The organism is Bordetella muralis (genome assembly GCF_054781015.1).
The window spans coordinates 462,760-485,681 of sequence record NZ_BAAGVF010000006.1 but is presented as its reverse complement, the minus strand read 5'-3'; the positions used below and the strand labels follow the sequence as shown (position 1 = coordinate 485,681).

Here is a 22,922-nt window from a genome sequence, read left to right as displayed (position 1 = left end):
CGGCGACGGGAATGGAGTCTGCGACGGCTGCGGCGCCTCACTATATCGGCATCCTGTTGGCTGCAGGCGAAGGCATGCGTTATCGGGCTGCCTTGCTGGATGCCACAGGTCATGAGGCGCACAAGCTCCTGGCCAGATTGCCCGATGGCCGCCATGTCGTGCAGGCCAGTGCGCAGACGCTGCTGACGACGCTGCCCGATACGATAGCGATCGTTACCGAACAGCCGGCCTCTTTATCGGCGATGCTATCCGACGTTGGCTGCCAGATCGTGAATGTGCCGGACAGCCCGCGCGGCATGGGGATTTCGCTGGCGGCGGCAGCCCGTCACCTCATTCAACGGCCGGCTGGCCAGACGGATGGAGCAGACACGGCACTGCAAGCGACGGCCTGTGTGGTTGCGTTAGCCGATATGCCCTGGCTGCGGGCCGGCACGCTGCAGCGATTGTTGGCGTACGCCGCTCGCGACCGTATTGTCGTGCCGGTGTACCGGGGCCAACGCGGGCACCCTGTTATATTCGGTACGCAGTTCTTGCCCGAGTTGGCCGGACTCGGGGGTGACACGGGCGCCCGGGCATTATTGGTGCGTCACGGCGCACTCGAAATCGAGTGCGATGACGCAGGTATTTTGCGTGATGTCGATGTCCCTGCAGATTTGATGAACCCGGCATAAGCGCCGTCTCTGATCAACGCTTCAGTAACCTTCACACAAGACTCATTTCCGATGAACTCGCTGGATATGGATGTGCTGCGCCAGGCGCGCGAATGGATTCGGGAAGGCCATGCCGTGCATTTGGCAACGGTCGCCCAAACATGGGGCTCCGCGCCCCGCCAGGCGGGCGCGCTCATGGCGTTGCGCGCTGACGGCCGCATGGTGGGATCGGTCTCCGGCGGTTGCGTCGAAGACGATTTGATCGCTCGCGCTCAGGCAGGCACGCTGCCGGACCGGCCCGACCGCATTACCTATGGCGTGACGGGCGATGAGGCAGCGCGTTTCGGGCTGCCCTGCGGTGGCACGCTGCGCCTGGTCGTGGAGCCTCTGCGAACGCCCGAGTGGCTCGACGCCGTGTTGACGGATATCACCGAACAGCGGCTGGTTGCGCGTACGCTTGACTTGCAGACAGGCGCCTGCACGCTGGCGCCGGCCAATCCCTCTGACGGCCCGGATTTTGACGGGCGGATCCTGCGCGCGGTCTATGGGCCGCAATGGCGTTTGTTGATCATCGGCGCCAATCAGACAGCACGCGCGCTGTGCCACATCGCCACGATGCTGGATTTTCGCGTGCTGGTCTGTGATCCGCGCGAGGAAATCTATGGCGGATGGGACATGCCGCAAGCTACGCTGCTGACCACCATGCCTGACGATGCCGTGCTGGAAATAGGCGTCGATGCCCGCACCGCCATCGTGGCGCTGACGCATGATCCGAAACTGGATGATATGGCGTTGCTGGAGGCATTGAAATCGCCTGCCTTTTATGTAGGCGCGTTGGGATCACGGCCAAACCAGGCGAAACGGCGCGAGCGCCTGCGTCAGTTTGACCTGACCGACGATCACATCGCCCGTTTGCGCGGCCCTGTGGGGCTGCCTATCGGCAGCCGTACACCGGCGGAAATTGCCGTGGCCGTCGCTGCCGAGTTGGTCCAGGTAAGGAACTCCCTCAGCGCGGCGCAAGCGCTCTCTGCGGACGCGGCACATCCTGTATCGGGTTCTACCTTGTCATTCACCAAAGATTTGCAATAATGAGCGCACCAGCCGTTTTCAATGAATAGATTTTGCGGGGCATTTATTTATTAACGGGTGTACACCTACAAATCAAAGAGAATCCAAATGATCAAATCTGATGACACCGGCAAGCTCGTTTTACGCCTCAGCTTAGGCATTCTGGTGCTAATGCACGGCATCATGAAACTCTCCAGCGGCGTGGGAGGCATCTCCGGCATGTTGAGCTCGCATGGGCTGCCGGGTTTCCTCGCCTACGCCGCTTATCTGGGCGAGGTCGTCGGCCCTCTGTTGATCATCCTCGGGTTCTATAGCCGTCTGGGCGGCCTGCTGGTGTTCGTCAACATGATTGTTGCGATCCTGCTGGCGCATACCGGGCAACTCAGCAGCCTGAACGCGCAAGGCGGCTGGGCGCTGGAATTGCAGGGCATGTTCCTGTTTGGCGCATTGGCTATCGCCTTCATGGGTGCGGGTCGCTTCAGTCTGGGCGGCTCCGGCGGCCGCTGGAACTGAGATACGACCTGAGACTTGAGCGACTTATGCTGAAACGTGCTTTGATTTCGCTGACCATGGCTGCGGTCTTGGCCAACCCGTTATTGGCTCATGCCGAATTACCGGTCGGTGCTGCGGCGCCCGATTTTTCGGCGCCGGCGTCCTTGGGCGGCGAAGTCTTCACGTTCAAACTGGCTGAGGCGCTCAAGCAAGGCCCTGTCGTGCTGTACTTTTATCCTGCGGCCTTCACCCAGGGATGCACGATCGAGGCGCGCAATTTTGCCGAGGCCATCGACGACTACAAGGCCCTGGGCGCCAGCGTGATCGGCGTCTCGGCCGACGATATCGATACGCTAAAAAAATTCTCGGTCAGCGAGTGCCGCGGCAAGTTCGCGGTCGCTGCCGATGAGAATCAGGCCATCATGAAAGCCTACGATGCCGTCCATGACCGCCGGCCTGATTATGCGAAACGGGTGTCATACGTGGTTTTGCCGGACCATAAGATCGGCTATGCCTATACCGACATGAGTCCGGACCGGCATGTGGCCAACACCCTGCAGGCACTGCGGGACTGGCGCGCCAGTCATCCGCTGCAGACCTCGAAAAAATAGCCTTACGGCAGAATTTCCTTGACCAATTCGGCGGGGCGGCAGAGACGCGCACCATGCTCGGTCACGACGAATGGACGATTGATCAGGATGGGATTCTCAATCATCGCATCCAGCAACTCGTCGTCGGTCACATCGGCTGCGTCCAGACCGAGCTCTTCGTAGAGAGACTCTTTGGCCCGCACGGCCTCGCGCACGCTCAATCCCGATTGTTGGATCAGCCCGGCCAGCGTCTGGCGCGATGGCGGTGATTTGAGATACTCAATAATCGTGGGCTCGATACCCGCGTCACGGATCATCTGCAGGACGTTGCGCGACGTACCGCAGCGGGGGTTGTGATAAATGGTCGTAGACATGCGAGTTCCTAATTAATTAAACGGCCAGACCGTCGGGTTCGTCCCTGGCGGAACAGAGGGTCTCGTCCAACGCGCAGGGGTCAATGAAAACTGCGCGGCATGACGCACGGCAGTCAGTTGGCCAAACCCTGAGGGCGTCGTCTCCAGATAGCTCGCTATTGGAGGCATCGGGCACTGCAGCCCATCTGCAACACGACCCAATGAACGCAACCAGCGCGCCGTCTGCGCCAATGACACGCGCACATGCCAGCTGCCCCCTTCGGTCGCCTGACGCGCCAGAGCCACCTGCGCGCCAAACGCCATCAAATAACCCGACGCATGGTCGAGAATCTGCATAGGCAATGGCTTCGGACGGTCGATCCCGGCTGCCTGCGCCTCGGCGTGATTAAAGCCCGTCGCGGTCTGCACCAGTGAGTCGAACCCGCGGCGCTGCGCCCAGGGCCCGCTGTCGCCGTACGCCGACAGCGAGACATACACGATGCCCGGCCGTATGCGCGCCACGTCTTGCGGGCCGAATCCCACGGACTGCAGCGCCCCCGGGCGATATCCCTGCACGAAGATGTGAGCACTGCGCAGCAGATTGGCCAAGGCGATGCGTCCGTCCGCGGTTTCCAGATCCGCATGTACGGACAGTTTGCCGCGGCTGGTTTCCGCAATCGTCTCGATATTGGGCAGATGAGGCGAATTGACCAGCATGACATCGGCCCCGTACGCCGCCAGCGCCCGGCCGCACACCGGGCCGGCAATGATGCGCGTCAAGTCCAGCACGCGTATGTCCTTCAGCGGGCGCGCTTCCTGAGAATACTTGGGCAAGGGGCGCGGATCGGCCTCACCCATGCGTGTCACGGTCAGCACCGGCTGGCCAGCGATCGCCAGGCCCTGCGGATGGCGGTCCCATTCGTCGAAAGTGCGCATGGCTGTCACCACCAGCCCTGCCTCGGCCGCCTGTTGCTCGAAGTCCAACGCGCTGCGTGTGGAAAGCGCCCGCTCGACCATGTCACGGCTGGTCTCGGGGCCCGTCGGGCACCCCAGTAATGCCAAAGCACCATCCCGGTGATGAGCGAAATTGGCGTGAATACGCACCCAGCCCCCATCGCCACAGCGATACACCCCGGTGATTTTGTCGTGCACATCAGGCTCGACCCCGTCGAGCGTGAAATAGCTGCGGCATTCCTGGGCCGCGTGCAGCATGTTGATCGAGACGCGTTGCCGCGTGCCGCCCCGCAGATGCCAGATCTCTGCCGCAGCCAGCGCCGCGGCAGCCATACTGGCCTGCGCCGCAGTGCCTACCGCAAACGACGAGGGAAACACCGGTTCCGCGCCCGTCAGTTCAATGACGTCCATGGCCTCGTCAGGCATGTTCAGACTACGCCATAGCGATTGCAATGCATCGCGCGCCGTTTTGCTGTGGCGATCCGGTCCATTGGTATACGGGGATCGTAAATCTATCGGTTTGCCCATCTCAGCGTTGACCTCTATCTCTCTCGTCCATGTCTTCGATTACAGAACCGAGCCCCCACAGGCGTCAATAGCCGCGCGGGCCTTGGCCGGGTTCGAGACACATCTCCTTGTTGCTTTTACATTTGGCTGGCGCGATCCAGACGTTTGATAAATACCTGTAATTCCTTGATGATCTGCTGATCGCCGCGCGCTTGCGCAGCCGCGATGCCGCTCTCCCATGCCTGTCTTGCGCCTGCGAGATCGCCCTGCCCTTGCAATGCTTTGCCCAGCCACTTCCAGGCGACGGAATATTGCGGATCCAGTTCCAAGGCTGCGCGCAGATGCGGTGCCGCGACATCGAACTGTTCCTGTTCGGTATAGGCCTTGCCTAACGACAAACGCAACATGGCATTGTTTTGGCCTTTGGCCAGCATGGCTTCGAGTCTTTTTACTAAATCGTCCATGTTGTGGGCTCCGTACGAATTCCGTGTGAATGCTATACCCTCCATCATAGGCGGGCTCGGTCGAAAAACCTGCTGAAACCGCGGGCGCGGCAAGGACAAATCGGCGGTGTCCGGTGTGTCCGCATGCAATGCTGCATGTCAATCCGGAATGGCTGTCCGTATGACGCCTGCCCGTAGCGCGCTACACTGAGCCGAGAGACCCATCAAGAGGCCCATGTCACGCGGTCTCCAGGGTCTCGTTCGAAACCGAACGACGAGAGGCCGCCATGAGCACAATCTACGATTTTTCTGCGACAGACATCCAGGGCAAGGAACAAGCGCTGGAGGCATTTCGCGGCCAGGTACTGTTAGTGGTGAATGTCGCGTCGAAATGCGGGTTCACGCCGCAGTATGCGGGGCTGGAGACGCTGTACCGTGATTACCACGCAGCGGGGCTGACCGTGCTGGGCTTTCCGTGCGATCAGTTTGGCCATCAGGAACCCGGCGACGAAGCTGCCATCCAGAATTTTTGCTCGACCGAATACGGTGTCACCTTTCCCATGTTCGCCAAGATCGAGGTCAATGGGCCGAATGCTCACCCGATATATCGTTGGCTCAAGGGCGAAAAACCCGGTGTGCTAGGCACCGAGGGCATCAAATGGAATTTCACCAAATTCCTGGTGGGCCGCGACGGTCAGGTGATCAAACGCTATGCGCCCACCGACAAGCCTGCCTCGCTGAAGGAAGATATTTTGCAGGCCTGCAGTGCCGGGGCCTGATGGAGTCAAGCCGCACCCTGTGCGGCGCTCGGTATCACGGCCTCGCTGATTGCAGTGGCGGCAGGCGGCGGCGCACCGTGCTGCTTTTCACGATCGCGGTATTCGTTTCTGCGAACTCGGTGATCCTGTCCAGCACGCCATCGAGTTGCTCGATGGATTTCAATACCAGGCGCGCGATAAAACAATCATCGCCTGTGACCTTGTCGCACTCGATCACCTCGCCGATTTCGGCGATGAGCTTTTCGACGCGATGCAGTTGACCGGGCAAGGGGCGGATACGCGCGATCGCGGTCAAGGTATAGCCCAAAGCCACGGGATCGACATCCAGCGTATAACCACGCACCACGCCGGATTCCTCCAGGCGTCGCAGGCGATCCGCGACGCTGGGCGAAGACATGCCGACCTGGCGCGCCAGGTCCGCCGTCGTGGTGCGCGCATTCGCCGTCAACAGTTGCACCAGACGACGGTCGATACCGTCCAAGACGTCATTTTCGATTTTTAGGTCATTATTCATAAATACCCCAAAAAAGAAGGTGGAAAGATATATTCTCTATTTTTTCTGCATATTACCCGCTTTAACTCCCTGGGATAATTTTTCTCATCAACGGTGCACTGCTGGCACCTCTGAAACAGGGAGCAATCGATGAAAACTGCCAATCAAAATGCAGGCGTAGCCCAAATGGCCATGGCCATGACCCTCTCGGGCACGGTAGGGATATTTGTCCTGGAGTCCGGCCAAAGTGCCTGGAATGTAGTCTTCTTTCGCTGTGTGTTTGGTGCGTTGGGGCTGCTGGCCTACTGCCTGGCGCGTGGTCTGCTGCGGCCCGGCATCTTTACGCGCACCACGCTGGCATGGGCCATGGCGGCGGGCGTCGCCATTGTGTTGAACTGGGTGTTGTTGTTCTCGGCCTATCGCTGGGCGTCGATTTCCCTGTCGACAGCGGTCTACAACTTTCAGCCGTTTTTCTTGATCGCGCTGGGTGCGGTGTTTCTGGGCGAGCGCCCGACGCTCGCCAAGCTAGGCTGGTCGGTACTGGCGTTTGGCGGTTTGATACTGGTATTGCGTATCGAGCCCGCAGAGCTGGCCCAGGCCGGCGGCTATATCCATGGTTTGACGTTGGCGTTGGGGGCAGGCGCGCTGTATGCGGTCACCTCCATCATCGTCAAACGGCTCAAGCATATTGCTCCGCACGTGCTGGCCCTGGTGCAGGTCAGCCTGGGCGCCGTGCTGCTGCTGCCGATGGTGGATCTGCATGCCCTGCCGTCCGCCCCCGTGCAATGGGGCTATCTGGTCGCGATCGGCCTGCTGCATACCAGCCTGACCTATATCCTGTTGTATTCAGCCATTCAGAAACTGCCCACGACCTCGACCGCGGCGTTGGCTTTCATCTACCCTGCCGTCGCGATCTTGCTGGACTATGTGGTCTATGGCCAGCAACTGGCCTGGTCGCAAATCGCCGGGATCAGCCTGATCTTCCTGGCTGCAGCGGCAGTGAGCCTGAATTGGGGATTCCGGCTCATGGGTCCTCAAGACCTGTTTACACGATGGACTGGCAAGCGGAAAACGCAGTCCGAAGCCTGAGCAGCAGATCACGCCCGCCGCCTCGAGCGACATGCACACTCCTGAGGGCGACCGAGTTTGGGATAACCCGGTTTGATGGCTATGATGACATCCAAATAGCAGTCTTATCCGGAAAACCACACGCAGCGACCTCAGGAACCGTTCATGTCTCAGCTTGCGTCATTACAGTTTCGCCGCGCCGGCCGGGCCGACCTCGATGCCATCATCGCGTTACTCGCGGACGATGTGCTGGGCAGCCAGCGCGAGGATGCCTCCATTCCCGCCGCCCCGTGTTATGTGCGGGCCTTCGAGGCCATCGAGCGCGATCCGAATCAGTATCTGGCGGTGGCCATGCGCGACGGCGCGGTGGTGGGCTGCCTGCAATTGAGCTTTATTCCCGGCCTGTCGCGCCGGGGGCTGTGGCGCGGCCAGATCGAGAGCGTGCGGGTCGCGTCAAACGAACGCGGCGCCGGCACGGGACGGGCCTTGTTTGACTGGGCCATCGAGCAATGCCGCGCGCACGGCTGCGGTATGGTTCAATTGACCACCGATAAGGCGCGCGCCGACGCCCGTCGATTTTATGAATCGTTAGGTTTCGTCGCGACGCACGAAGGCATGAAACTGGAACTCGCCATTTAATTCGGAGTCCGATATCGCCATGCATGGTGAATACAAAGTACCCGGCGGCAAACTCGTCGTCGTCGATCTGGAAGTCAAAAATGGCGCGCTCAGCGACGTGCGCCTGAGTGGCGATTTTTTCCTGGAGCCGCTCGAGGCGCTGGATGTGATCAACGCCGCGCTCACGGGCCTGCCCGCCGACGCAGACGACGCCCGCATCGCAACTGCCGTCCAACAATCCCTGCCTGCAGAGGCCGAGCTGTTCGGATTTTCTCCCGAAGCCGTCGCAGTCACGGTACGGAGGGCGCTAGCGTGAGCGAACGCACACAGTGGGGCGACTATCAATGGGAATTGCTGCACGATGGGCCTCAGTCCCCTGAATTGCACATGGCCCTGGACGCAGTCATTACCGACGAGGTCGGCGCCGGCCTGCGCCCCCCGACACTGCGGATCTGGGAATGGTCCCAACCCGCCGTCATCATCGGACGTTTTCAGTCACTGAAAAACGAAGTCGACCCCGAGGGCGCACAACGTCATGGCGTCAAAGTCGTGCGCCGCGTCAGCGGCGGCGGCGCCATGTTTGTCGAGCCGGGCAATACCATTACCTATTCGCTCAGCGTCCCGCAGGCCCTCGTGCAAGGCATGAGTTTTCAGCAATCGTATGAGTTTCTCGATGCCTGGGTAATTCAGGCGCTGCACGATCTGGGCATCAAAGCCTGGTATCAACCGCTGAATGACATTGCCTCGGAGAGCGGCAAAATCGGCGGTGCGGCACAAGCCCGGCGCGCGGGAGCAGTCTTGCATCACGTGACGATGTCATACGACATCGACGTCGAAAAAATGGTGCAGGTGCTGCGCATCGGCCGCGAAAAACTCTCTGACAAAGGCACGACGAGCGCGAAAAAACGTGTCGATCCGCTGCGCAGTCAGACGGGCCTGGAGCGTGACGTTATCATCGAGCGCATGCTGCAAACCTTTCGGGGACTGGCGTCGCTGACGCCGATATCCCTGTCACAGACCACGCTGGAAAAAGCCCAAGCCCAGGCGCGCGATAAATTTTCCAGTCAGGAATGGACTGCCCAAGTTCCTTGAATGCCATGAGATTGAACCTATCCGCTTTTGCTCGCACCCGCCGTCTTGCTCCTGCCGGCATCTTGTCGATGCTGGTATTGCTGGCGGGCTGCGCGAGCTCGACTCCGTCGAATATCACCCTGCCCTCCAACGTCCCGCAACCTGCCAAGACCGAAGACAAGGTCGCCGGGCTGGAGGTCGAGAAAATCCAGTGGCAAGGCACCAAGCCCGGCTGCAAAGGGCAATGCCCGACCATTGAGATCGACAGCGTGGGGTTTCCTGCCATCCCGAAACTGACGGCGCTGGTGGATCATGTCCTGGCCTATATGACCGGCGTCGATCCCGGCCGCCCGCGTCCGTATCAAACGCTATCGGAATACACGCAGTATTTCTGGCAGACCGCGCAGTCCCGCGACAGCACCATTTTCAAGGCTAGCGTCAAGGACGTCAGTCCTCAGATCATTGCCATTGAGTTGCACACCGGCCAATACCTGACCGGCGCAGCGCATGGGATTCCGGCGACACAGTATCTGAACTGGCAACGAGATCGTGAGCGCGTCCTGGCGCTGGACGAAGCCCTGCTGCCGAATCAGCATCCCGCGTTCGTCGAGGCGTTGCAGCGTGCCCACCAGGCCTGGCTCACGCGTAATGAGGATGCGCAACGCGATCGCGCGGCGTATGACCGGATGTGGCCGTTCCAGGAAAGCGATAATTTCGCGTTGACGCGCGAGGGCCTGGTCGTGAAATATGACGCGTATTCGATCGCGCCGTATTCCCATGGAGAGCCGGAGTTGCTGATTCCGTATACCGAACTGCATGGTATTTTGCGGCCGGAGTTTATGCCTGCAGCTTGAATGCGGATGCGGGATCTTGCGGCTGACATTTGCCTGCGGCGCGTGGCGCGACAGCGGCTCTGCTATAAAAAGCGCCCCGCATGACTGGCTGTACTGCCAATCATGCGGGGCGCTTTTCCGTTCCTCGGGTCTAGGCCCGAGGGATCATCAAACGCATCACGGATACAGACCGCGCACTTGGCGGGCTTGCAGAATGCGGGTGCAAGCGACGATAAACGCGGCGGTGCGCAGCGTTACGTTGTGCTCCTTGGCCATTTGAGACACGGCGGCATAGGCCTCGCGCATCAGGCGTTCGAGACGATTGTTGATTTCCTCTTCGCTCCAGAAGAAGCTGGAGAAATCCTGCACCCACTCGAAATAACTGACGGTCACGCCGCCGGCGTTGGCCAGCACATCGGGCACCACGTAGACGCCGTTCTCGCGCAGGATGTCATCGGCGATCGGCGTCGTGGGACCGTTTGCGCCTTCGACCACGATCTTGGCCCGCACCTTGCCGGCATTGGCCTCGTTGATCTGGCCTTCTAGAGCCGCAGGTATCAGGAACTCGGTTTCCAATTCCCAGAACTGTGCATTGTCGAGAGCCTCGGCAGCGCTGAAACCGCCGACGCCGCCTTTTTGCGACACGTGAGACAACAGCTTGTGCACGTCCAGGCCGGCCGGGTTGTACACCGTGCCAGTGTGGTCCTGAACAGCGATCACTTTGGCGCCGGTCTCATGGAACAGGCGCGCTGCCGTGCCGCCCACGTTACCGAAGCCCTGCACGATCACACGAGCAGTGCTCACATCGACATTGCGATCGCGCGCGGCTTCGCATGCCGTCACGAACACGCCCCGCCCCGTTGCCTCGACCCGGCCTAGGCTGCCACCCAGCGCGATCGGCTTGCCGGTCACCACACCTGTTGCCGTCGCTCCTTCATTCATGGAATACGTGTCCATCATCCACGCCATGGTCTGCGCGTTGGTGTTCACATCCGGTGCGGGGATATCCTTGGACGGCCCGATGATGACGCCGATCTCCGAGGTGTAGCGGCGCGTCATGCGCTCGAGCTCGGATTGAGACAGCACACGCGGATCCACGCGGATGCCGCCTTTGGCGCCACCGTACGGCAAATTGACCGCAGCGTTCTTGACCGACATCCACGCGGCCAGCGCCATGACTTCGGACAGTGTCACGTCCTGGTGAAAACGTACGCCCCCCTTGCCTGGACCTCGCGACGTATTGTGCTGAACCCGATAACCCTCAAAATGCGCAATGCTGCCGTTATCCAGTTCGATGGGCACATCGACAATCAACGCACGTTTGGGGCGTTTCAGCGTTTCTACCCAACGCGCCAGTGGACCAAGATACGGGGTGACCCGATCGACTTGTTGCAGATAGATGCCCCAGGGACCGAGGTGCTCGGCATCCAGGTACGACGGCAAAGCATGAGTGGGTTTGTCCGACATGAGAGGATCTCCAGGCTAGGATCGGCATTATTGTAGCCACAGATTTCGTAGTGTCCCTATTTAATTTAAACAAAATAAATTAGGGACGTATAACGATTATCTGAATTTCGGTTCTGCTTGGGTCTTGCTCGGAGCCAACAACTGCCAGGCGAGCCTGGCCGCTACCTTTGAGGTGCGATGGTCGATATCGTAATCTGGATTGCATTCCGCCAGATCAGCCAGTCGCAATTTGCCACTTTGTTTTACCTTCAAGGCGATTTCTTCGACCACGGTCAGCGGCACACCGTACGCTGCCGGGGCGGACACCCCAGGCGCGACAGATGCCGGCAACACGTCGATATCAATGGTCAGATAAACATGCCCCGCACGAGCTAGCAGCGCATCCACATCCGCCAGACGTTGTGCGATGTGCCGTTCTTGCATGGCATGGTCTTCGATCCATAGCGTGCCGATTTCCGCCGCCCTTTCATAGAGTGCTGCGGTGTTTCCTAATCTGGATACCCCATAACAGGCGTATTGCCATGCATGACCATGTGCCTCGCAATACTCGGCTATCTGATCGAACGGCGTACCCGAGCTGCCTGGCCGCCCCGTGCGCAGGTCGAAATGCGCATCCAGATTCAGCACCAGCACGGGTTGTGTATCGCCTATGCCGTCCAGCCAGCGCCTCAGGCCTTGGAAACTGCCCCAAGCAACCTCATGCCCTCCTCCCAGTACGAGCGGCCGGGCTCCCGCAGACAGAACCTGGGCAATGCGAGCCGCCAATTGATCCTGGGCCAGCTCGAGTTGAGCGCCGTCACACACCACATCTCCGGCATCGACCAAGCGCTTGTAGTCGTGCGCTGGCAGGCCTGCCAGCATGCGCCTTATGCTCTGCGGTGCTTGCGCAGCGCCCAGGCGCCCCTGGTTTCTGGCCACGCCTGCGTCGCAAGCAAAGCCGATCAACACCGGGTCATCCGCCTGGATGCCAGCCTCGATCCCTGTCGCAACATGCGCCAGCCTGCGCGTATCACCGCGTTCCTGACTGTCATCACGCGCCCGCCAAATAGCGGGGTCCAACGCAGCAGTCATGCGGCCTCCCGCTGCGAACTGTTCAGCACGGCTTGCAGAAAAGCGCGTGTTCGCGCTTCGCGAGGTTGACTGAAGATCACCTCTGGCGGACCGGATTCGACGATGTTGCCTCCGTCCATCACGGCCACTACGTCAGCCACGTCGCGTGCGAATCCCATTTCATGGGTGACGACCATCATCGTCATCCCTTCTTTGGCCAGTACTTTCATGACTTGCAAGACCTCCCCCACCAACTCGGGGTCCAGCGCCGAGGTGGGCTCATCAAACAGCATGACCTCGGGCTCCATGGCCAGGGCACGGGCTATCGCCACGCGCTGTTTCTGTCCCCCGGATAGACTGCCGGGCATGGCACGCATTTTCTCGCTCAGGCCGACTTTCGAGAGCAGTTGCTCGGCTCGAGCCTCGGCATCCGCACGGCTGACACCGCGCAGCGTACGCGGTCCGACAGTGACGTTATCCAGCACCGACAGATGCGGGAACAGATTGAATGACTGAAACACCATCCCGACACGCATGCGCAGCCGATTCAAGTCCGACTCGCCCATCGGTTTTCCATGGTCCAGCAACGACTGCCCGCAGATGTCGATGGTGCCGCCTTGGGCGACTTCCAGGCCATTGCAACAGCGCAGCAATGTGCTCTTGCCCGAACCGCTGGGCCCGATCACGACGACGACCTGCGAGCGCTGCACGTCGAAATCAATACCGCGCAACACGTCTACCGTGCCAAAGGATTTACGCAAACCGCGGATGCGGATCATTTCTTGTTGGCTCATTGGACCATTCCCCCTGCACGCAAGCGATGTTCGATCTTGCGCAAAATCATTGTCGTTGCCGTGGTCAGCACAAAGTAGATCAACGCGATCACCAGGTACGTCTCCAGCGAGCGGTACGACACGCTGATGATTTTCTGACCCTCGTGCATCAAGTCGTGAATCGTCAACAGCGAGACCAGCGCCGAGTTTTTGATCAGCGCAATGAATTCATTACCCAGCGGCGGAATCATGCGCACAATGGCTTGCGGCAGGATGATGATGCGCATGGCTTGTCCGCCTGACATCCCGAGCGAACGCGCGGCTTCCGTTTGGCCGCGCTCAACGGATTGGATCGCGCCACGCACAATCTCGGAGACATACGCGCCAGAATATGTCCCCAGGCCGAGGACGCCGCAGACAAATGCCGGCAGCAAGATATCAAACTGAGGCAGGCCAAAGAACCAGATAAACAACTGAACCAGCAGCGGCGTGCCACGGAAGACCAGCAGATACGCGCTGCAGATTCCATAGACGATGCGCCGCTGCGGATTGAGCCGGCCGATGCCGACCAGCAATCCAATTGCGCAGCCTAACAGCAATGCGCAAGCGGTGATTTCGACGGTGACAATGGCGCCGCGCAACAAGGCATCAAAGTCGGCGAAGACGGGAGAAAAATCCAGGTTCATTGTGCCGGCGCCTCAAACCATTTGTTGACGATCTGCTCATAGGTACCGTCAGCCTTGATCTTTTTAAGCGCCTCATTCAGCTCCGTCTTGAGTTCCGGCAGACGTTTGGAGACTGCAATCCCATATTCTTCGGTAGTGATCTGATCCGCCAATACCGTCAAATCACGTGTGCTCTGTGCAAACAGTTTGGCGGCCGGCTTGCCCGTGACAGCCGCGTCGGCGCGGCCGATTTGCACCAGATTGAACATTTCCTGGTTCTTCTCGACCTCTACGCGTTGCACCGAGGGATAGTGCTCTTTCAGATAGGACACGGATTTGGTGCCGACCTGTACCGAGACTTTGCGCCCGTCAAGATCCTTCAGTGTCTTGATGGGACCGTCTTTGCGAGTCAGCACAACCAGTCCGCCGGCATAGTACGGGTCAGTGAAATCCACCACTTGCTTACGAGCGTCGGTGATGTAGATGGCAGAGACTGCCATCTCTGCCCTGCCTGCTTGCAAGGCGGGGATCAAACCCTTGAAGTCGATGTCGATCCATTCGATTTTCTTGCCCATTGCCTTACCGAGCGCCTCGATCAGCTCGATATCAAAACCGGTACGCTTACCGTCTTTGACGAACTCCATGGGAGGAAAGGTCGCGTCGGTCACCACGCGCAGCGTTTCCTGGGCCTGGGCGGACGCTGCGCCCCAGGTCAAACCAAAAGCCACGACAGCGGTCAATAGTTGGCGGCGAGTATTCATGATGTTTCCTTGGAGAATGAATAAATGGAACGGCAGGTGTGGAGCAACACAGATCGACGGGACGGCCAGTCCACGCCCAAACAGGTCAGCGGCTTTGCAGTCGATGCGAGATCCGCTTGGCAGCGGCTACCGTCATATCAGTCAGCAAGCTCGCACGCTGCGCGGCGCGTGTGGATGGCGCCATCAAGGTGATCGACGCCACAGCCAGATGAGGACGTTGGAATATCGGTGCACTGACGCCCCAGACGCCGGCGTCGACTTCGCTATCGGTGACGACATAGCCGGCGCTGCGAATGGGTTCCAGGCTCGCAGCCAGTGCCGCGACGTCAGTGCCTGCGGCTTGCAAGTCGGTCAAGAGCGCCTGAAGGCGGGCCGGCGGCATAAAGGCCATGAGCGAACGGGCCGATGCGCCGCGCACGAGCGGCAGGCCACGCCCTTTGACGAAGGAACAGCGCAAGGGATGTTGGCTCTCAACCATATCCAGGCACACGGCCTGGTCTTTCATGGCGACGAGCAGCCCGACGGTTTCGCCTGAGTCCTCTGCCAGGCGAGCCATGTCCGGCTGGGATTCTTGCACCAGAAACGACGATTGATCAAAGCCCCACGCCAGTTGCACGCAGAGCGGGCCCGGGCCATATTCCCCGGCCTGTTCCGACACGAACCCCCAGCGTTTTAGCAACGCGATTTGCCGGTACAGCGTGCTTTGCGCGAGACCAGTCTGCTCGGTCAGCGCGGCGATCGAGAGCGGACCGTCGTGACGCGCTAGCGTAGCCAGCACGTATAACACCCGGTCGGCGCCTCCGGCTATGGCCTGGTCTGACATGCGTACGCTCCCTGCGGCTTATTAGAAGGCCGCAGGTTAGCGATTTTTTCTCAAATTTCTATATGGAATTTCCCAAATTATGAGAATTACTAGGGAAATCCAGGACGTAAATCAGTCGTAATTGTTCAACCGCACGCCCGACACGCCGCCCACAGAGGAGTCGTCTCCGTCTGGTTTCGCCGGCGCGGGGATTTTGGCAGGCTGGGAGGGTGTTGCCTCAGGCAACACTGCCTGCGGGACTTGTTGCGGCTCGACAGGTGCGGCGGGAGTTTCCGTAACGGGAATTGCCGTCGTACGCCCCTGCTTCGCGCGTTGCGCGGCGCGCTGTTGCTCGGCCTTTGCGATGACCTTGGCCAGTTCTGCGCCCAGCTCATTACGCTTGGCGGCATAGGCCCAATCGGAGGCATTTTGCCCTTTGAGATTGCGGGTGGTGATGTCGGCGCCTGCATCCAGCAGTAGTTGCACCATGTACATACGCCCGGAAAAGCCGGCCATCATGATCGGCGTCGTCCCCTCGGGAGACGGCGCGTTCACCATGGCTTTGTTGGCGAGGAGCAGCTTGGCCGTGTCCATCTGGGCTTTGGACGCGGCATAGTGCAATGGGGTCCAGCCCAGGCGGTTGACCTGTGCACCCCGGGCAATGAGTTTGCGGGCCCGCTCAGTTTCCCCTGCCACGGCCAGGTACATCAGCGCAGTCTCGTTGGCGGGATTGACGGCATTGACATCGGTACGGGGATCGGCAGCGAGCACGTCAAAGACTTTCCATGCGCCGTCGACCACTGCACGCATCAAGGCCGGTTGGCCATTTGTGTACCTCACATTGGGGTCTGCGCCCTTGGCGAGCAGTGCTTTGAGATCCGAAGCTTTGTCGTTATGGACATACACCCACCAGTTTGCCGGTGCAGTATCGGCGTGAGCGGCAGGCGCCATACTTGCCGTCGTCACCGTCGCTAGAGCAAATGCCGCCAGGAGGCCACGGGCTTTTACGGGAAAGGATGCATAACGTTTCATGGCATTCTCGTCACAAGCCCGCTTCTCGTGACAGCCGCCTTCAATGCACGAGGCCAAGCGCTATCGAAACCGGGACTTCGTATTGTAGAAATTACTTTAAGAAAGCTTCGGATTATCCAAATCTAGATATAACATCAATAAAAACCCATAACCAACTGATTTTTATGAACTAAACATCAATTCAGTCCAAATAATCCAGAAAGTACTTTAAAGAATTAAATTTAAATAAAATACTTTAAATTAACGATCTATCTTATTGAATAACTTGAAAAAATTCTCTGTAGAGGCATGTGCCACCTCAGCCACCGGAATGCCTTTCAGATCCGCGATCTTTTCGGCCACATGGATGACCTTGGACGGATCGTTGCGTTTGCCACGGTAAGGTACTGGGGCCAAATACGGCGAATCGGTCTCGATCAACAGGCGATCCAACGGAACTTTGGTAGCGACCTCATGCACGATGCCGGCGTTCTTGAACGTAACGATGCCCGAGATGGAAATATAAAAATTCAGATCGATGGCAGCGTGCGCCATTTCCCAAGATTCGGTAAAGCAGTGCATCACTCCCCCGACCTCAGCGGCATTCTCCTCGCGCAGAATACGCAGAGTGTCCTCGACTGACTGTCGGGTATGGATGATCAGTGGCAAGTTCGCTTGCCGCGCCACGCGGATATGGCGGCGGAATCGCTCGCGCTGCCAGTCCAGCGGCTCGCTCAACCGGTAATAATCCAGCCCGGTTTCGCCGATGGCCACGACCTTTGGGTGCCGTGACAATTCCAGCAGTTCCGCCTCGGTCGGATCCGAGGTCGCCTCGTAGTCGGGATGCACCCCGACCGACGCCCACAAATGGCGGTGCGGCTCGACCAATTCGATCAAACCCGGCCAGTCGGGCATATCGACGCTGACGACCAGGGCGTGAGTAACCTGATTCGCCGCCATGCGTTGCAGAATATCGGGCAACTCTTGCGCGAGATCGGGGAAATTCAGGTGGCAATGAGAATCTACGTACATACGGAATCGTTAAGCTTGGCAGGATGCTGCCACGCGCTGCAGGGTCGCATGCGCAAATAATTTGGGGCTGAGCGGATGGGTCGCCAGACGGCGCTGCTGGGTGAGCCAGCGTGCGCCCTCTGCCAGCCGCACGGCATCAGCACGCGAAGCCGTCTGTCCCACCGGTCGAGCCAGCGAAGGGAAATACCGCACCGGCGCCCCCACACCCGCCAGCATCAGATCGGCATACAAGCGTTGCAAGGTATCAATCCAATCGGCAGGCGAGTTTTTCTCGAGGCTTTCGGCCAACGTGCCGATATCGGGCGTTTGACCCCTGGCCAGCGGCTCGATCAATTTCGACAGCCACTCCGGACAAGCCTGATCGCCGCTCTGAGACAAGCGTAACGCCGCCAAGGGCGCCCCGCCCGCCGCGGCGAGCCAATCCTGGGCGGAGGCTACGCCCTGCTCTGTCAGCCATTGTAGAGCGGCATCGCTGCCCGGCGCCGGCAAGGGCAGGCGTCGGCAGCGTGATACCAGCGTCGGCAGCAGCCTGTCGGGTGCATCAGCGACCAGCAGGAAAACCGTGTGAGGCGGGGGCTCCTCCAAGACCTTGAGCAAGGCGTTGGCGGAGATCACGTTCAACGCCTGAGCGGGATACAGCACGGCGACCCGCCAGCCGCCTCGATGGGTCGCTGTGTTGAACCAGGGTTCCAGGGTACGGATCTGATCGATGCGGATCTCTTTGGATGGCGCTCGTTTGGCCGTGCCGGTTTCGGCCGCAGGCGCGGCGTCGTCGGTACTCTCAGTGGTCGCGACACCCTCTTGCAGTGCCACTGCCTCAGGGCGGATACGCCGCAGATCAGGGTGATTGCCGCTGGCGATCCAGGTACAGGCCGGACAATGGCCGCAAGCCAGATTGTCAACGGGCGATTCGCACAACAGACTGGCCGCCGCTGCCGCGGCAAACTCGACTTTGCCAATGCCGGCAACGCCATGAATGAGCCACGCGTGCGCGAAACGTTCCCGCCCAGCCAACCAGCCCTGCGCGATCTCGCGCTGCCACGGCAAAAACTGGGCGACGCTCATGAGGTTCGCGAGGCCTGGACCAAGGCCTTCAGTTCGGATTCCAATTGGGCGCGCACGTCGGCCATCGGCTGACTGGAATCCACGATACGAAAGCGTTCTGGCTGTGCCTGGGCGCGGGCATGGTAGGCCGAGCGCGTGCGCTCGAAAAAGGCCGCTTCTTCCCGCTCGAAACGGTCTGGCTCACGAGCATCGGCCAAACGTGCGCGGGCCAATTCCAACGGCACATCGAACAACCAGGTCCGATCGGGCTGCAACGAGGGCTGCATCCATTGTTCTAGCACGGCGACCCGTTGGACACCCAGTTGGCGTCCGCCGCCTTGGTAGGCGTAGGTCGCGTCGGTATAGCGATCGCACACCACCCAATCGCCTCGAGCCAGCGCCGGCTCGATGACCTGCGCGACGTGTTCGCAACGCGCAGCAAACATCAACAGGGTCTCTGTATCCAGCGTCATGGATTCGGACAACACCAGACCGCGCAGGATCTCGCCCAGCGGCGTGCCGCCCGGCTCCCGAGTCGTGACGACGCTGAGCCCCGCGGCACGCAATGTATCGGCGATCCAGGCGGCATGGGTGCTTTTCCCTGCCCCATCTACGCCCTCGAGGGTAATAAAACGTCCACGTGCTGTCATTGCGTCCTGCCCAGGATGTAGCGCGCCACGTTGCGGTTGTGTTCGGAAAGGTTAGCCGAAAACTCGCTGGTGCCGTTGCCGCGCGAAACAAAGTACAAATATTTATGGCGCTCCGGCTGTACCGCAGCCAACAGCGCGGCACGCCCGGAGGCAGCAATCGGTGTCGGCGGCAGGCCGGCGCGAGTGTAGGTGTTCCACGGCGTATCGGCCTGCAGGTCCGCACGCCGGATACGGCCTTGGTAGCGTTCCCCCATGCCGTAGATAACCGTCGGATCGGTCTGCAACATCATGCCTATACGCAAGCGATTCACGAATACGCCAGACACCCGGTTGCGGTCAGGGCCATGGCCGGTTTCTTTCTCGACGATCGACGCCAGAATCAACGCCTCGTACGGTGTCTTCAGCGGCAGATCATCCTGGCGCTGCGCCCAGATCGTGTTCAGTACTTGTTGCCCCTGTTGATAGGCTCGGCGCAGCAGGTCGAAATCCGTCGTCCCGGGGGTGAAAACGTAGGTGTCCGGGAAAAACATGCCCTCGGGCGCCTTGATCGAAGCGCCCAGTTTTTCCATCAGATCCTCGTCGCTGATATCGCCCAGCGTTTGCTTGACGTCGGGATTGGTGCGCAGCGCCTCGCGCATCTGCTGATAGGTCCATCCCTCCAGCAAGGTGACCTGCCGTTGCACCATTTCGCCCCGGGCGAGACGATCCAGTAATTTCCAAGGCGAGTCGCCTTGGCGCGCCTCGTAGCCGCCCGCCTTGATCAATTTGTCGCGCTCGGACAGCCGCGCCATCCAGGCAAAGCCGTCCTCCCACACAGGAATGCCGGCCTCGTTCATGGCGCGCGCCATCGCACGCGGGGTGCTGCCCGGCGTGACGATGAATTCGACCTTGTCGGCCGGCAAGGCAATCGCGCGGTTCATCCAGTACCACGCGCCACCGGCGGCTGCGCCTGCCAATACGAGTACGGTCAGACAGAGCAGCAGAAAATAGAGGAAAAGCTTTTTCATAGATGTACGCAGTTTAATGGATCGCGGGCATTTGATCTGGCGCTGGCTGTGTCTCGTTGTGTCCGCAAAGGTATGGCTGTTCATGGAAAGACCACCCTTGGCAATCTCTGCTGCAGGCAACGAGCGTGCCCGAGGACGGTGTTTTCCTTGAGCAGACCAGGGTTTAAACGTCGCCCCGCGCTCCGTCCGGGTATCATCACAGCATCGGACGCCGTCGCGGCGCCCCACTCTATCGCCTGGCCACAACATGTCTGCTTTTTTCGATTCGCTGTCACCAACTACCACAGGGACGGCCCATGCCGCCCCACTGCCCGACTACACCGTCATTTCCGCCTCCGGCGCGGATGCCTTGTCGTTTTTACATGGCCAATTGACGCAGGACGTGACGGGCCTGACGCCCGATGCCGCTCGCCTGGGCGGGTACTGCACGGCCAAGGGCCGTTTGCTGGCGACGCTGGTGCTATGGCGGGCGCAGGCCGTGGGCGAGGCAACGGAAACCCCGGACGGACCGCAACTGTATGCCTTGGTCCGCCGCGATCTGGCCGAGGCGCTGGTCAAGCGCCTGTCCATGTTTGTCCTGCGCGCCAAAGCCAAGCTTGCGCCCACGGCGCTGCATGTGAGCGGTGTCTGGGCCGAGCCAGCCGATCTGGCGAAACTGGAGGCGGCAGCGGACGGTGCGTTGCCCGTCACGCCCTGGCAACGTACCGAATTACCTAGTGGAACCTGGATCGCCACCCCCTCAGTCAGCGGCGGCCTGCGCTGGTGGTGGATCGCCAGTGAGGCGCAGCAGGCGGACGCTGCGATGCTGGCCACGCAGATACAACGCGGGAATGCCGACCAGTGGCACGCTGCCGATCTGGCCGCTGGCCTGCCCTGGGTTGGCACGGCAACACAGGACCTGTTCATTCCTCAAACGCTGAATCTGGACCTGATAGGCGGCGTGAGCTTTACCAAGGGCTGTTACCCCGGACAGGAAATCGTCGCCCGCAGCCACTATCGTGGCACGGTAAAGCGCCGCACCGCATATGGTCAGTGGGACGCAATGAACGAGCCGCCGACCCCAGGCACCGACATTTACGATGCCAGACAGCCCGATGAGCCGTGCGGACGCATCGTCGATGCATCGCGTAGCGGCGCGTTGTTCGAGATCGCCTTGGCCTCGCTGGACGATGGCGATCTGCGCGTGGGCACGCCTGACGGCGCCAAGATCACCGTGACGCCATTGCCGTATGATTTGGCCGACGGTGGATTTAAACGATAAGGGTTCGAGCTAGCCTCGCCCTCCTATCGCGGCGTCACACGGACCGCCGTCATCAGCCCCACGACACAGAGCGTGGGTTGGTCGCCGCGATAAGCATGCACCTCCACCTGGCAGATAGATAAACGCCGCCCCGGCTTGAGCACCCGCCCTGTGGCCACGAAACGCTCGCCGTCAGCCGGCGACAGGAAATTCATCTTGAACTCGGAGGTCAGGACGTCCTCCCCAGGCTCGAACAGCGACAGCGCCGCATAGCCGCCTGCGCTGTCTGCGATGGTCGTGGATATCCCGGCGTGCAGATAACCATTCTGTTGGCACAGATCCGCGCGAAACGGCAATTCGATATGGACCAGGCCTGGTTCGACGCGCGATAAACGCGCATCGAACAAGGTCATGATGGTTTGCCGGGCAAAGCTGTCACGCACGCATTGGAGAGCGGCGGTTTGTGTGGGCTCAGACGACACGGTTGTTCCCGTTATGAAAACTCATGGCCCCGCAAAAACCGGGCTCGGAAAAATCCGCGTACGCAAACGCCCCTCAGCGCGAGCGCTCACATGCGTAATGCGTACGACTGCAGATCAATGACTACCCTAAGGCGTCTTGTGCGCGTACAGATTGACGATGCTGGAAAAATCCAGCTTGCCGCTGCCGTCGCCACTATGCAGCGAATACAGATTGCGTGCGAGTTCGCCCAAGGGAATCGACGATCGCGAGGACAACGCCGCCTCTGCAGCCAGCCCCAGGTCCTTTAGCATGAGATCGACCCCAAAGCCGCCAGCGTAGCCCTTTGACGCCGGCGTGTTTTCCATGACGCCAGGCCACGGGTTGTACAACTCGGTCGCCCAGTTGCGGCCAGAGCTCTTTGCAATGATGTCCGACAAGACTTTGGGATCCAGGCCGTTGGCCACGCCCAGGGCCAATGCCTCTGATGTTCCGGCCATCAAGATGCCCAACAGCATGTTGTTGCAGATCTTGGCCACCTGGCCCGCGCCGGCCGGGCCCGCGTGGAAAATATTCTTGCCCATGGCCTGCAGGACCGGCATCGCACGAGCCAGATTGTCGGCCTCGCCGCCAACGATGAATGTCAGTGTCCCGGCGGCCGCGCCTGCCGTGCCGCCGGACACCGGCGCGTCGATCATCGCCAGGCCGCGCTCCTGAGCCGCTGTAGCGACCTTGCGGGCCGAATCCGGGGCGATGGTGCTGCACTCAATCACGAGTGCGCTGGGATCGATCGCGCCCAGCAGATCCTGGCTCAGGTACAGCGCCTCGACATGTTTGCTGGCAGGCAGCATGGTGACCACGACTTCGGCCCCCTGCACCGCGTCAGCGGCAGAGGTCGCTGCGCGCGCGCCGGCATCGGCCAAGCTGTTGACCGCGCCAGGCACCAGATCGAACACTGCCAACTGGTGGCCGGCCTTGATCAGATTGTTTGCCATGGGCGCACCCATATTGCCCAGACCGATAAACGCAATACTGCTCATGT

The 22,922-nt window shown here is 60.3% G+C and carries 28 protein-coding genes; 11 read left to right on the top strand and 17 right to left on the bottom strand.

Annotation, left to right across the window (positions count from 1 at the left end; all coding sequences use genetic code 11):
* The first annotated feature begins 11 nt into the window (after window positions 1–11).
* The 4 genes from ACYVIT_RS13275 to ACYVIT_RS13260 all read left to right on the top strand — a co-directional run bounded on the left by ACYVIT_RS13275 (window position 12) and on the right by ACYVIT_RS13260 (window position 2,821).
* Entirely contained in the window at window positions 12–671 is a 660-nt protein-coding gene (locus ACYVIT_RS13275; RefSeq protein WP_415805024.1) for a nucleotidyltransferase family protein, read from the top strand.
* Between the two features lie 51 nt (window positions 672–722).
* Complete coding sequence (locus ACYVIT_RS13270) at window positions 723–1,739, top strand: XdhC family protein (RefSeq protein ID WP_415805023.1); 1,017 nt, start codon at window positions 723–725, stop codon at window positions 1,737–1,739.
* Window positions 1,740–1,826: 87 nt separating this feature from the next.
* Window positions 1,827–2,231, top strand: coding sequence for a DoxX family protein (locus ACYVIT_RS13265; RefSeq protein WP_415805022.1), 405 nt, complete (start codon window positions 1,827–1,829; stop codon window positions 2,229–2,231).
* Window positions 2,232–2,257: 26 nt separating this feature from the next.
* Complete coding sequence (locus ACYVIT_RS13260; RefSeq protein WP_415805021.1) at window positions 2,258–2,821, top strand: peroxiredoxin; 564 nt, start codon at window positions 2,258–2,260, stop codon at window positions 2,819–2,821.
* Between the two features lie 2 nt (window positions 2,822–2,823).
* Here the strand turns inward: ACYVIT_RS13260 and arsC are convergent, their stop codons facing one another.
* The 3 genes from arsC to ACYVIT_RS13245 form a co-directional block, all read right to left on the bottom strand.
* On the bottom strand, window positions 2,824–3,174 hold the full coding sequence (gene arsC, locus ACYVIT_RS13255) for an arsenate reductase (glutaredoxin) (RefSeq protein ID WP_415805020.1): 351 nt from the start codon (window positions 3,172–3,174) through the stop codon (window positions 2,824–2,826).
* A gap of 12 nt (window positions 3,175–3,186) precedes the next feature.
* Window positions 3,187–4,635 carry a CoA transferase gene (locus ACYVIT_RS13250; RefSeq protein ID WP_415805019.1) on the bottom strand — a complete coding sequence of 483 codons (1,449 nt, stop codon included), beginning with the start codon at window positions 4,633–4,635 and terminating at the stop codon, window positions 3,187–3,189.
* Between the two features lie 116 nt (window positions 4,636–4,751).
* Window positions 4,752–5,078, bottom strand: a complete 327-nt coding sequence (locus tag ACYVIT_RS13245) for a tetratricopeptide repeat protein (RefSeq protein WP_094821200.1) — start codon at window positions 5,076–5,078, stop codon at window positions 4,752–4,754.
* Window positions 5,079–5,344: 266 nt separating this feature from the next.
* On the opposite strand from ACYVIT_RS13245, the gene ACYVIT_RS13240 reads away from it, so the two are divergent.
* Entirely contained in the window at window positions 5,345–5,836 is a 492-nt protein-coding gene (locus ACYVIT_RS13240) for a glutathione peroxidase (RefSeq protein ID WP_415805018.1), read from the top strand.
* A 34-nt stretch (window positions 5,837–5,870) separates the two neighbouring features.
* Here the strand turns inward: ACYVIT_RS13240 and ACYVIT_RS13235 are convergent, their stop codons facing one another.
* The gene (locus ACYVIT_RS13235; protein WP_415805017.1) at window positions 5,871–6,350 is read right to left on the bottom strand and encodes an Lrp/AsnC family transcriptional regulator; all 480 of its coding nucleotides are present in this window, start codon (window positions 6,348–6,350) and stop codon (window positions 5,871–5,873) included.
* Between the two features lie 129 nt (window positions 6,351–6,479).
* Here ACYVIT_RS13235 and ACYVIT_RS13230 point away from each other — a divergent pair, with 129 nt between their 5' ends.
* The 5 genes from ACYVIT_RS13230 to ACYVIT_RS13210 all read left to right on the top strand — a co-directional run bounded on the left by ACYVIT_RS13230 (window position 6,480) and on the right by ACYVIT_RS13210 (window position 9,940).
* Window positions 6,480–7,418 carry a DMT family transporter gene (locus ACYVIT_RS13230; RefSeq protein WP_415805016.1) on the top strand — a complete coding sequence of 313 codons (939 nt, stop codon included), beginning with the start codon at window positions 6,480–6,482 and terminating at the stop codon, window positions 7,416–7,418.
* 144 nt (window positions 7,419–7,562) lie between these two features.
* Window positions 7,563–8,036 (top strand): GNAT family N-acetyltransferase, encoded by a 474-nt coding sequence (locus tag ACYVIT_RS13225; RefSeq protein ID WP_415805015.1) that lies wholly within the window; start codon window positions 7,563–7,565, stop codon window positions 8,034–8,036.
* 19 nt (window positions 8,037–8,055) lie between these two features.
* Window positions 8,056–8,331 (top strand): biotin--protein ligase, encoded by a 276-nt coding sequence (locus tag ACYVIT_RS13220; protein ID WP_415805014.1) that lies wholly within the window; start codon window positions 8,056–8,058, stop codon window positions 8,329–8,331.
* The gene (locus ACYVIT_RS13215; RefSeq protein WP_460478206.1) at window positions 8,328–9,107 is read left to right on the top strand and encodes a lipoate--protein ligase family protein; all 780 of its coding nucleotides are present in this window, start codon (window positions 8,328–8,330) and stop codon (window positions 9,105–9,107) included. Before ACYVIT_RS13220 ends, ACYVIT_RS13215 begins: the two co-directional genes overlap by 4 nt.
* Before the next feature lie 5 nt (window positions 9,108–9,112).
* Window positions 9,113–9,940: a DUF3298 domain-containing protein gene (locus ACYVIT_RS13210; RefSeq protein WP_415805012.1), complete on the top strand. Its 828-nt coding sequence runs from the start codon at window positions 9,113–9,115 to the stop codon at window positions 9,938–9,940.
* 156 nt (window positions 9,941–10,096) lie between these two features.
* Here the strand turns inward: ACYVIT_RS13210 and ACYVIT_RS13205 are convergent, their stop codons facing one another.
* From ACYVIT_RS13205 to mltG, 11 genes are all read right to left on the bottom strand, one after another.
* Window positions 10,097–11,386, bottom strand: coding sequence for a Glu/Leu/Phe/Val family dehydrogenase (locus ACYVIT_RS13205; protein ID WP_415805011.1), 1,290 nt, complete (start codon window positions 11,384–11,386; stop codon window positions 10,097–10,099).
* Window positions 11,387–11,482: 96 nt separating this feature from the next.
* Entirely contained in the window at window positions 11,483–12,457 is a 975-nt protein-coding gene (gene hutG, locus ACYVIT_RS13200) for a formimidoylglutamase (RefSeq protein ID WP_415805010.1), read from the bottom strand.
* The gene (locus tag ACYVIT_RS13195; protein ID WP_415805009.1) at window positions 12,454–13,230 is read right to left on the bottom strand and encodes an amino acid ABC transporter ATP-binding protein; all 777 of its coding nucleotides are present in this window, start codon (window positions 13,228–13,230) and stop codon (window positions 12,454–12,456) included. Before ACYVIT_RS13195 ends, hutG begins: the two co-directional genes overlap by 4 nt.
* Entirely contained in the window at window positions 13,227–13,895 is a 669-nt protein-coding gene (locus ACYVIT_RS13190; RefSeq protein WP_415805008.1) for an amino acid ABC transporter permease, read from the bottom strand. The genes ACYVIT_RS13195 and ACYVIT_RS13190 overlap by 4 nt, the downstream gene beginning before the upstream one ends.
* Complete coding sequence (locus ACYVIT_RS13185) at window positions 13,892–14,635, bottom strand: transporter substrate-binding domain-containing protein (protein WP_415805007.1); 744 nt, start codon at window positions 14,633–14,635, stop codon at window positions 13,892–13,894. The genes ACYVIT_RS13190 and ACYVIT_RS13185 overlap by 4 nt, the downstream gene beginning before the upstream one ends.
* An 85-nt stretch (window positions 14,636–14,720) precedes the next feature.
* Window positions 14,721–15,458, bottom strand: a complete 738-nt coding sequence (locus ACYVIT_RS13180) for an IclR family transcriptional regulator (RefSeq protein ID WP_415805006.1) — start codon at window positions 15,456–15,458, stop codon at window positions 14,721–14,723.
* A gap of 111 nt (window positions 15,459–15,569) precedes the next feature.
* Complete coding sequence (locus tag ACYVIT_RS13175; protein ID WP_415805005.1) at window positions 15,570–16,469, bottom strand: ankyrin repeat domain-containing protein; 900 nt, start codon at window positions 16,467–16,469, stop codon at window positions 15,570–15,572.
* Between the two features lie 240 nt (window positions 16,470–16,709).
* Window positions 16,710–17,480: a TatD family hydrolase gene (locus ACYVIT_RS13170; protein WP_415805004.1), complete on the bottom strand. Its 771-nt coding sequence runs from the start codon at window positions 17,478–17,480 to the stop codon at window positions 16,710–16,712.
* Between the two features lie 9 nt (window positions 17,481–17,489).
* Window positions 17,490–18,545, bottom strand: a complete 1,056-nt coding sequence (holB, locus tag ACYVIT_RS13165; protein ID WP_415805003.1) for a DNA polymerase III subunit delta' — start codon at window positions 18,543–18,545, stop codon at window positions 17,490–17,492.
* Window positions 18,542–19,174: a dTMP kinase gene (gene tmk / locus ACYVIT_RS13160; protein ID WP_415805002.1), complete on the bottom strand. Its 633-nt coding sequence runs from the start codon at window positions 19,172–19,174 to the stop codon at window positions 18,542–18,544. Before tmk ends, holB begins: the two co-directional genes overlap by 4 nt.
* The gene (gene mltG / locus ACYVIT_RS13155) at window positions 19,171–20,181 is read right to left on the bottom strand and encodes an endolytic transglycosylase MltG (RefSeq protein ID WP_415805001.1); all 1,011 of its coding nucleotides are present in this window, start codon (window positions 20,179–20,181) and stop codon (window positions 19,171–19,173) included. The genes tmk and mltG overlap by 4 nt, the downstream gene beginning before the upstream one ends.
* Window positions 20,182–20,428: 247 nt before the next feature.
* Between mltG and ygfZ the strand changes: the two genes are divergently transcribed.
* Window positions 20,429–21,442 carry a CAF17-like 4Fe-4S cluster assembly/insertion protein YgfZ gene (gene ygfZ / locus ACYVIT_RS13150; protein ID WP_415804998.1) on the top strand — a complete coding sequence of 338 codons (1,014 nt, stop codon included), beginning with the start codon at window positions 20,429–20,431 and terminating at the stop codon, window positions 21,440–21,442.
* A gap of 23 nt (window positions 21,443–21,465) precedes the next feature.
* Here ygfZ and ACYVIT_RS13145 read toward each other — a convergent pair whose 3' ends face one another.
* Together ACYVIT_RS13145 and mmsB are read right to left on the bottom strand one after the other, a co-directional pair.
* Window positions 21,466–21,903 carry a PaaI family thioesterase gene (locus tag ACYVIT_RS13145; RefSeq protein ID WP_415804997.1) on the bottom strand — a complete coding sequence of 146 codons (438 nt, stop codon included), beginning with the start codon at window positions 21,901–21,903 and terminating at the stop codon, window positions 21,466–21,468.
* Window positions 21,904–22,029: 126 nt separating this feature from the next.
* Window positions 22,030–22,920: a 3-hydroxyisobutyrate dehydrogenase gene (gene mmsB, locus ACYVIT_RS13140; RefSeq protein WP_415804996.1), complete on the bottom strand. Its 891-nt coding sequence runs from the start codon at window positions 22,918–22,920 to the stop codon at window positions 22,030–22,032.
* Window positions 22,921–22,922: the final 2 nt, after the last annotated feature.

Excerpts from the sequence above, each read along its gene's own strand:
- ACYVIT_RS13275 (WP_415805024.1), top strand. The coding sequence starts at position 12 with ATGGAGTCTGCGACGGCTGCGGCGCCTCACTATATCGGCATCCTGTTG.
- ACYVIT_RS13270 (WP_415805023.1), top strand. The coding sequence starts at position 723 with ATGAACTCGCTGGATATGGATGTGCTGCGCCAGGCGCGCGAATGGATT.
- ACYVIT_RS13265 (WP_415805022.1), top strand. The coding sequence starts at position 1,827 with ATGATCAAATCTGATGACACCGGCAAGCTCGTTTTACGCCTCAGCTTA.
- ACYVIT_RS13260 (WP_415805021.1), top strand. The coding sequence starts at position 2,258 with ATGCTGAAACGTGCTTTGATTTCGCTGACCATGGCTGCGGTCTTGGCC.
- arsC (WP_415805020.1), bottom strand. The coding sequence starts at position 3,174 with ATGTCTACGACCATTTATCACAACCCCCGCTGCGGTACGTCGCGCAAC.
- ACYVIT_RS13250 (WP_415805019.1), bottom strand. The coding sequence starts at position 4,635 with ATGGGCAAACCGATAGATTTACGATCCCCGTATACCAATGGACCGGAT.
- ACYVIT_RS13245 (WP_094821200.1), bottom strand. The coding sequence starts at position 5,078 with ATGGACGATTTAGTAAAAAGACTCGAAGCCATGCTGGCCAAAGGCCAA.
- ACYVIT_RS13240 (WP_415805018.1), top strand. The coding sequence starts at position 5,345 with ATGAGCACAATCTACGATTTTTCTGCGACAGACATCCAGGGCAAGGAA.
- ACYVIT_RS13235 (WP_415805017.1), bottom strand. The coding sequence starts at position 6,350 with ATGAATAATGACCTAAAAATCGAAAATGACGTCTTGGACGGTATCGAC.
- ACYVIT_RS13230 (WP_415805016.1), top strand. The coding sequence starts at position 6,480 with ATGAAAACTGCCAATCAAAATGCAGGCGTAGCCCAAATGGCCATGGCC.
- ACYVIT_RS13225 (WP_415805015.1), top strand. The coding sequence starts at position 7,563 with ATGTCTCAGCTTGCGTCATTACAGTTTCGCCGCGCCGGCCGGGCCGAC.
- ACYVIT_RS13220 (WP_415805014.1), top strand. The coding sequence starts at position 8,056 with ATGCATGGTGAATACAAAGTACCCGGCGGCAAACTCGTCGTCGTCGAT.
- ACYVIT_RS13210 (WP_415805012.1), top strand. The coding sequence starts at position 9,113 with ATGAGATTGAACCTATCCGCTTTTGCTCGCACCCGCCGTCTTGCTCCT.
- ACYVIT_RS13205 (WP_415805011.1), bottom strand. The coding sequence starts at position 11,386 with ATGTCGGACAAACCCACTCATGCTTTGCCGTCGTACCTGGATGCCGAG.
- hutG (WP_415805010.1), bottom strand. The coding sequence starts at position 12,457 with ATGACTGCTGCGTTGGACCCCGCTATTTGGCGGGCGCGTGATGACAGT.
- ACYVIT_RS13195 (WP_415805009.1), bottom strand. The coding sequence starts at position 13,230 with ATGAGCCAACAAGAAATGATCCGCATCCGCGGTTTGCGTAAATCCTTT.
- ACYVIT_RS13190 (WP_415805008.1), bottom strand. The coding sequence starts at position 13,895 with ATGAACCTGGATTTTTCTCCCGTCTTCGCCGACTTTGATGCCTTGTTG.
- ACYVIT_RS13185 (WP_415805007.1), bottom strand. The coding sequence starts at position 14,635 with ATGAATACTCGCCGCCAACTATTGACCGCTGTCGTGGCTTTTGGTTTG.
- ACYVIT_RS13180 (WP_415805006.1), bottom strand. The coding sequence starts at position 15,458 with ATGTCAGACCAGGCCATAGCCGGAGGCGCCGACCGGGTGTTATACGTG.
- ACYVIT_RS13175 (WP_415805005.1), bottom strand. The coding sequence starts at position 16,469 with ATGAAACGTTATGCATCCTTTCCCGTAAAAGCCCGTGGCCTCCTGGCG.
- ACYVIT_RS13170 (WP_415805004.1), bottom strand. The coding sequence starts at position 17,480 with ATGTACGTAGATTCTCATTGCCACCTGAATTTCCCCGATCTCGCGCAA.
- holB (WP_415805003.1), bottom strand. The coding sequence starts at position 18,545 with ATGAGCGTCGCCCAGTTTTTGCCGTGGCAGCGCGAGATCGCGCAGGGC.
- tmk (WP_415805002.1), bottom strand. The coding sequence starts at position 19,174 with ATGACAGCACGTGGACGTTTTATTACCCTCGAGGGCGTAGATGGGGCA.
- mltG (WP_415805001.1), bottom strand. The coding sequence starts at position 20,181 with ATGAAAAAGCTTTTCCTCTATTTTCTGCTGCTCTGTCTGACCGTACTC.
- ygfZ (WP_415804998.1), top strand. The coding sequence starts at position 20,429 with ATGTCTGCTTTTTTCGATTCGCTGTCACCAACTACCACAGGGACGGCC.
- mmsB (WP_415804996.1), bottom strand. The coding sequence starts at position 22,920 with ATGAGCAGTATTGCGTTTATCGGTCTGGGCAATATGGGTGCGCCCATG.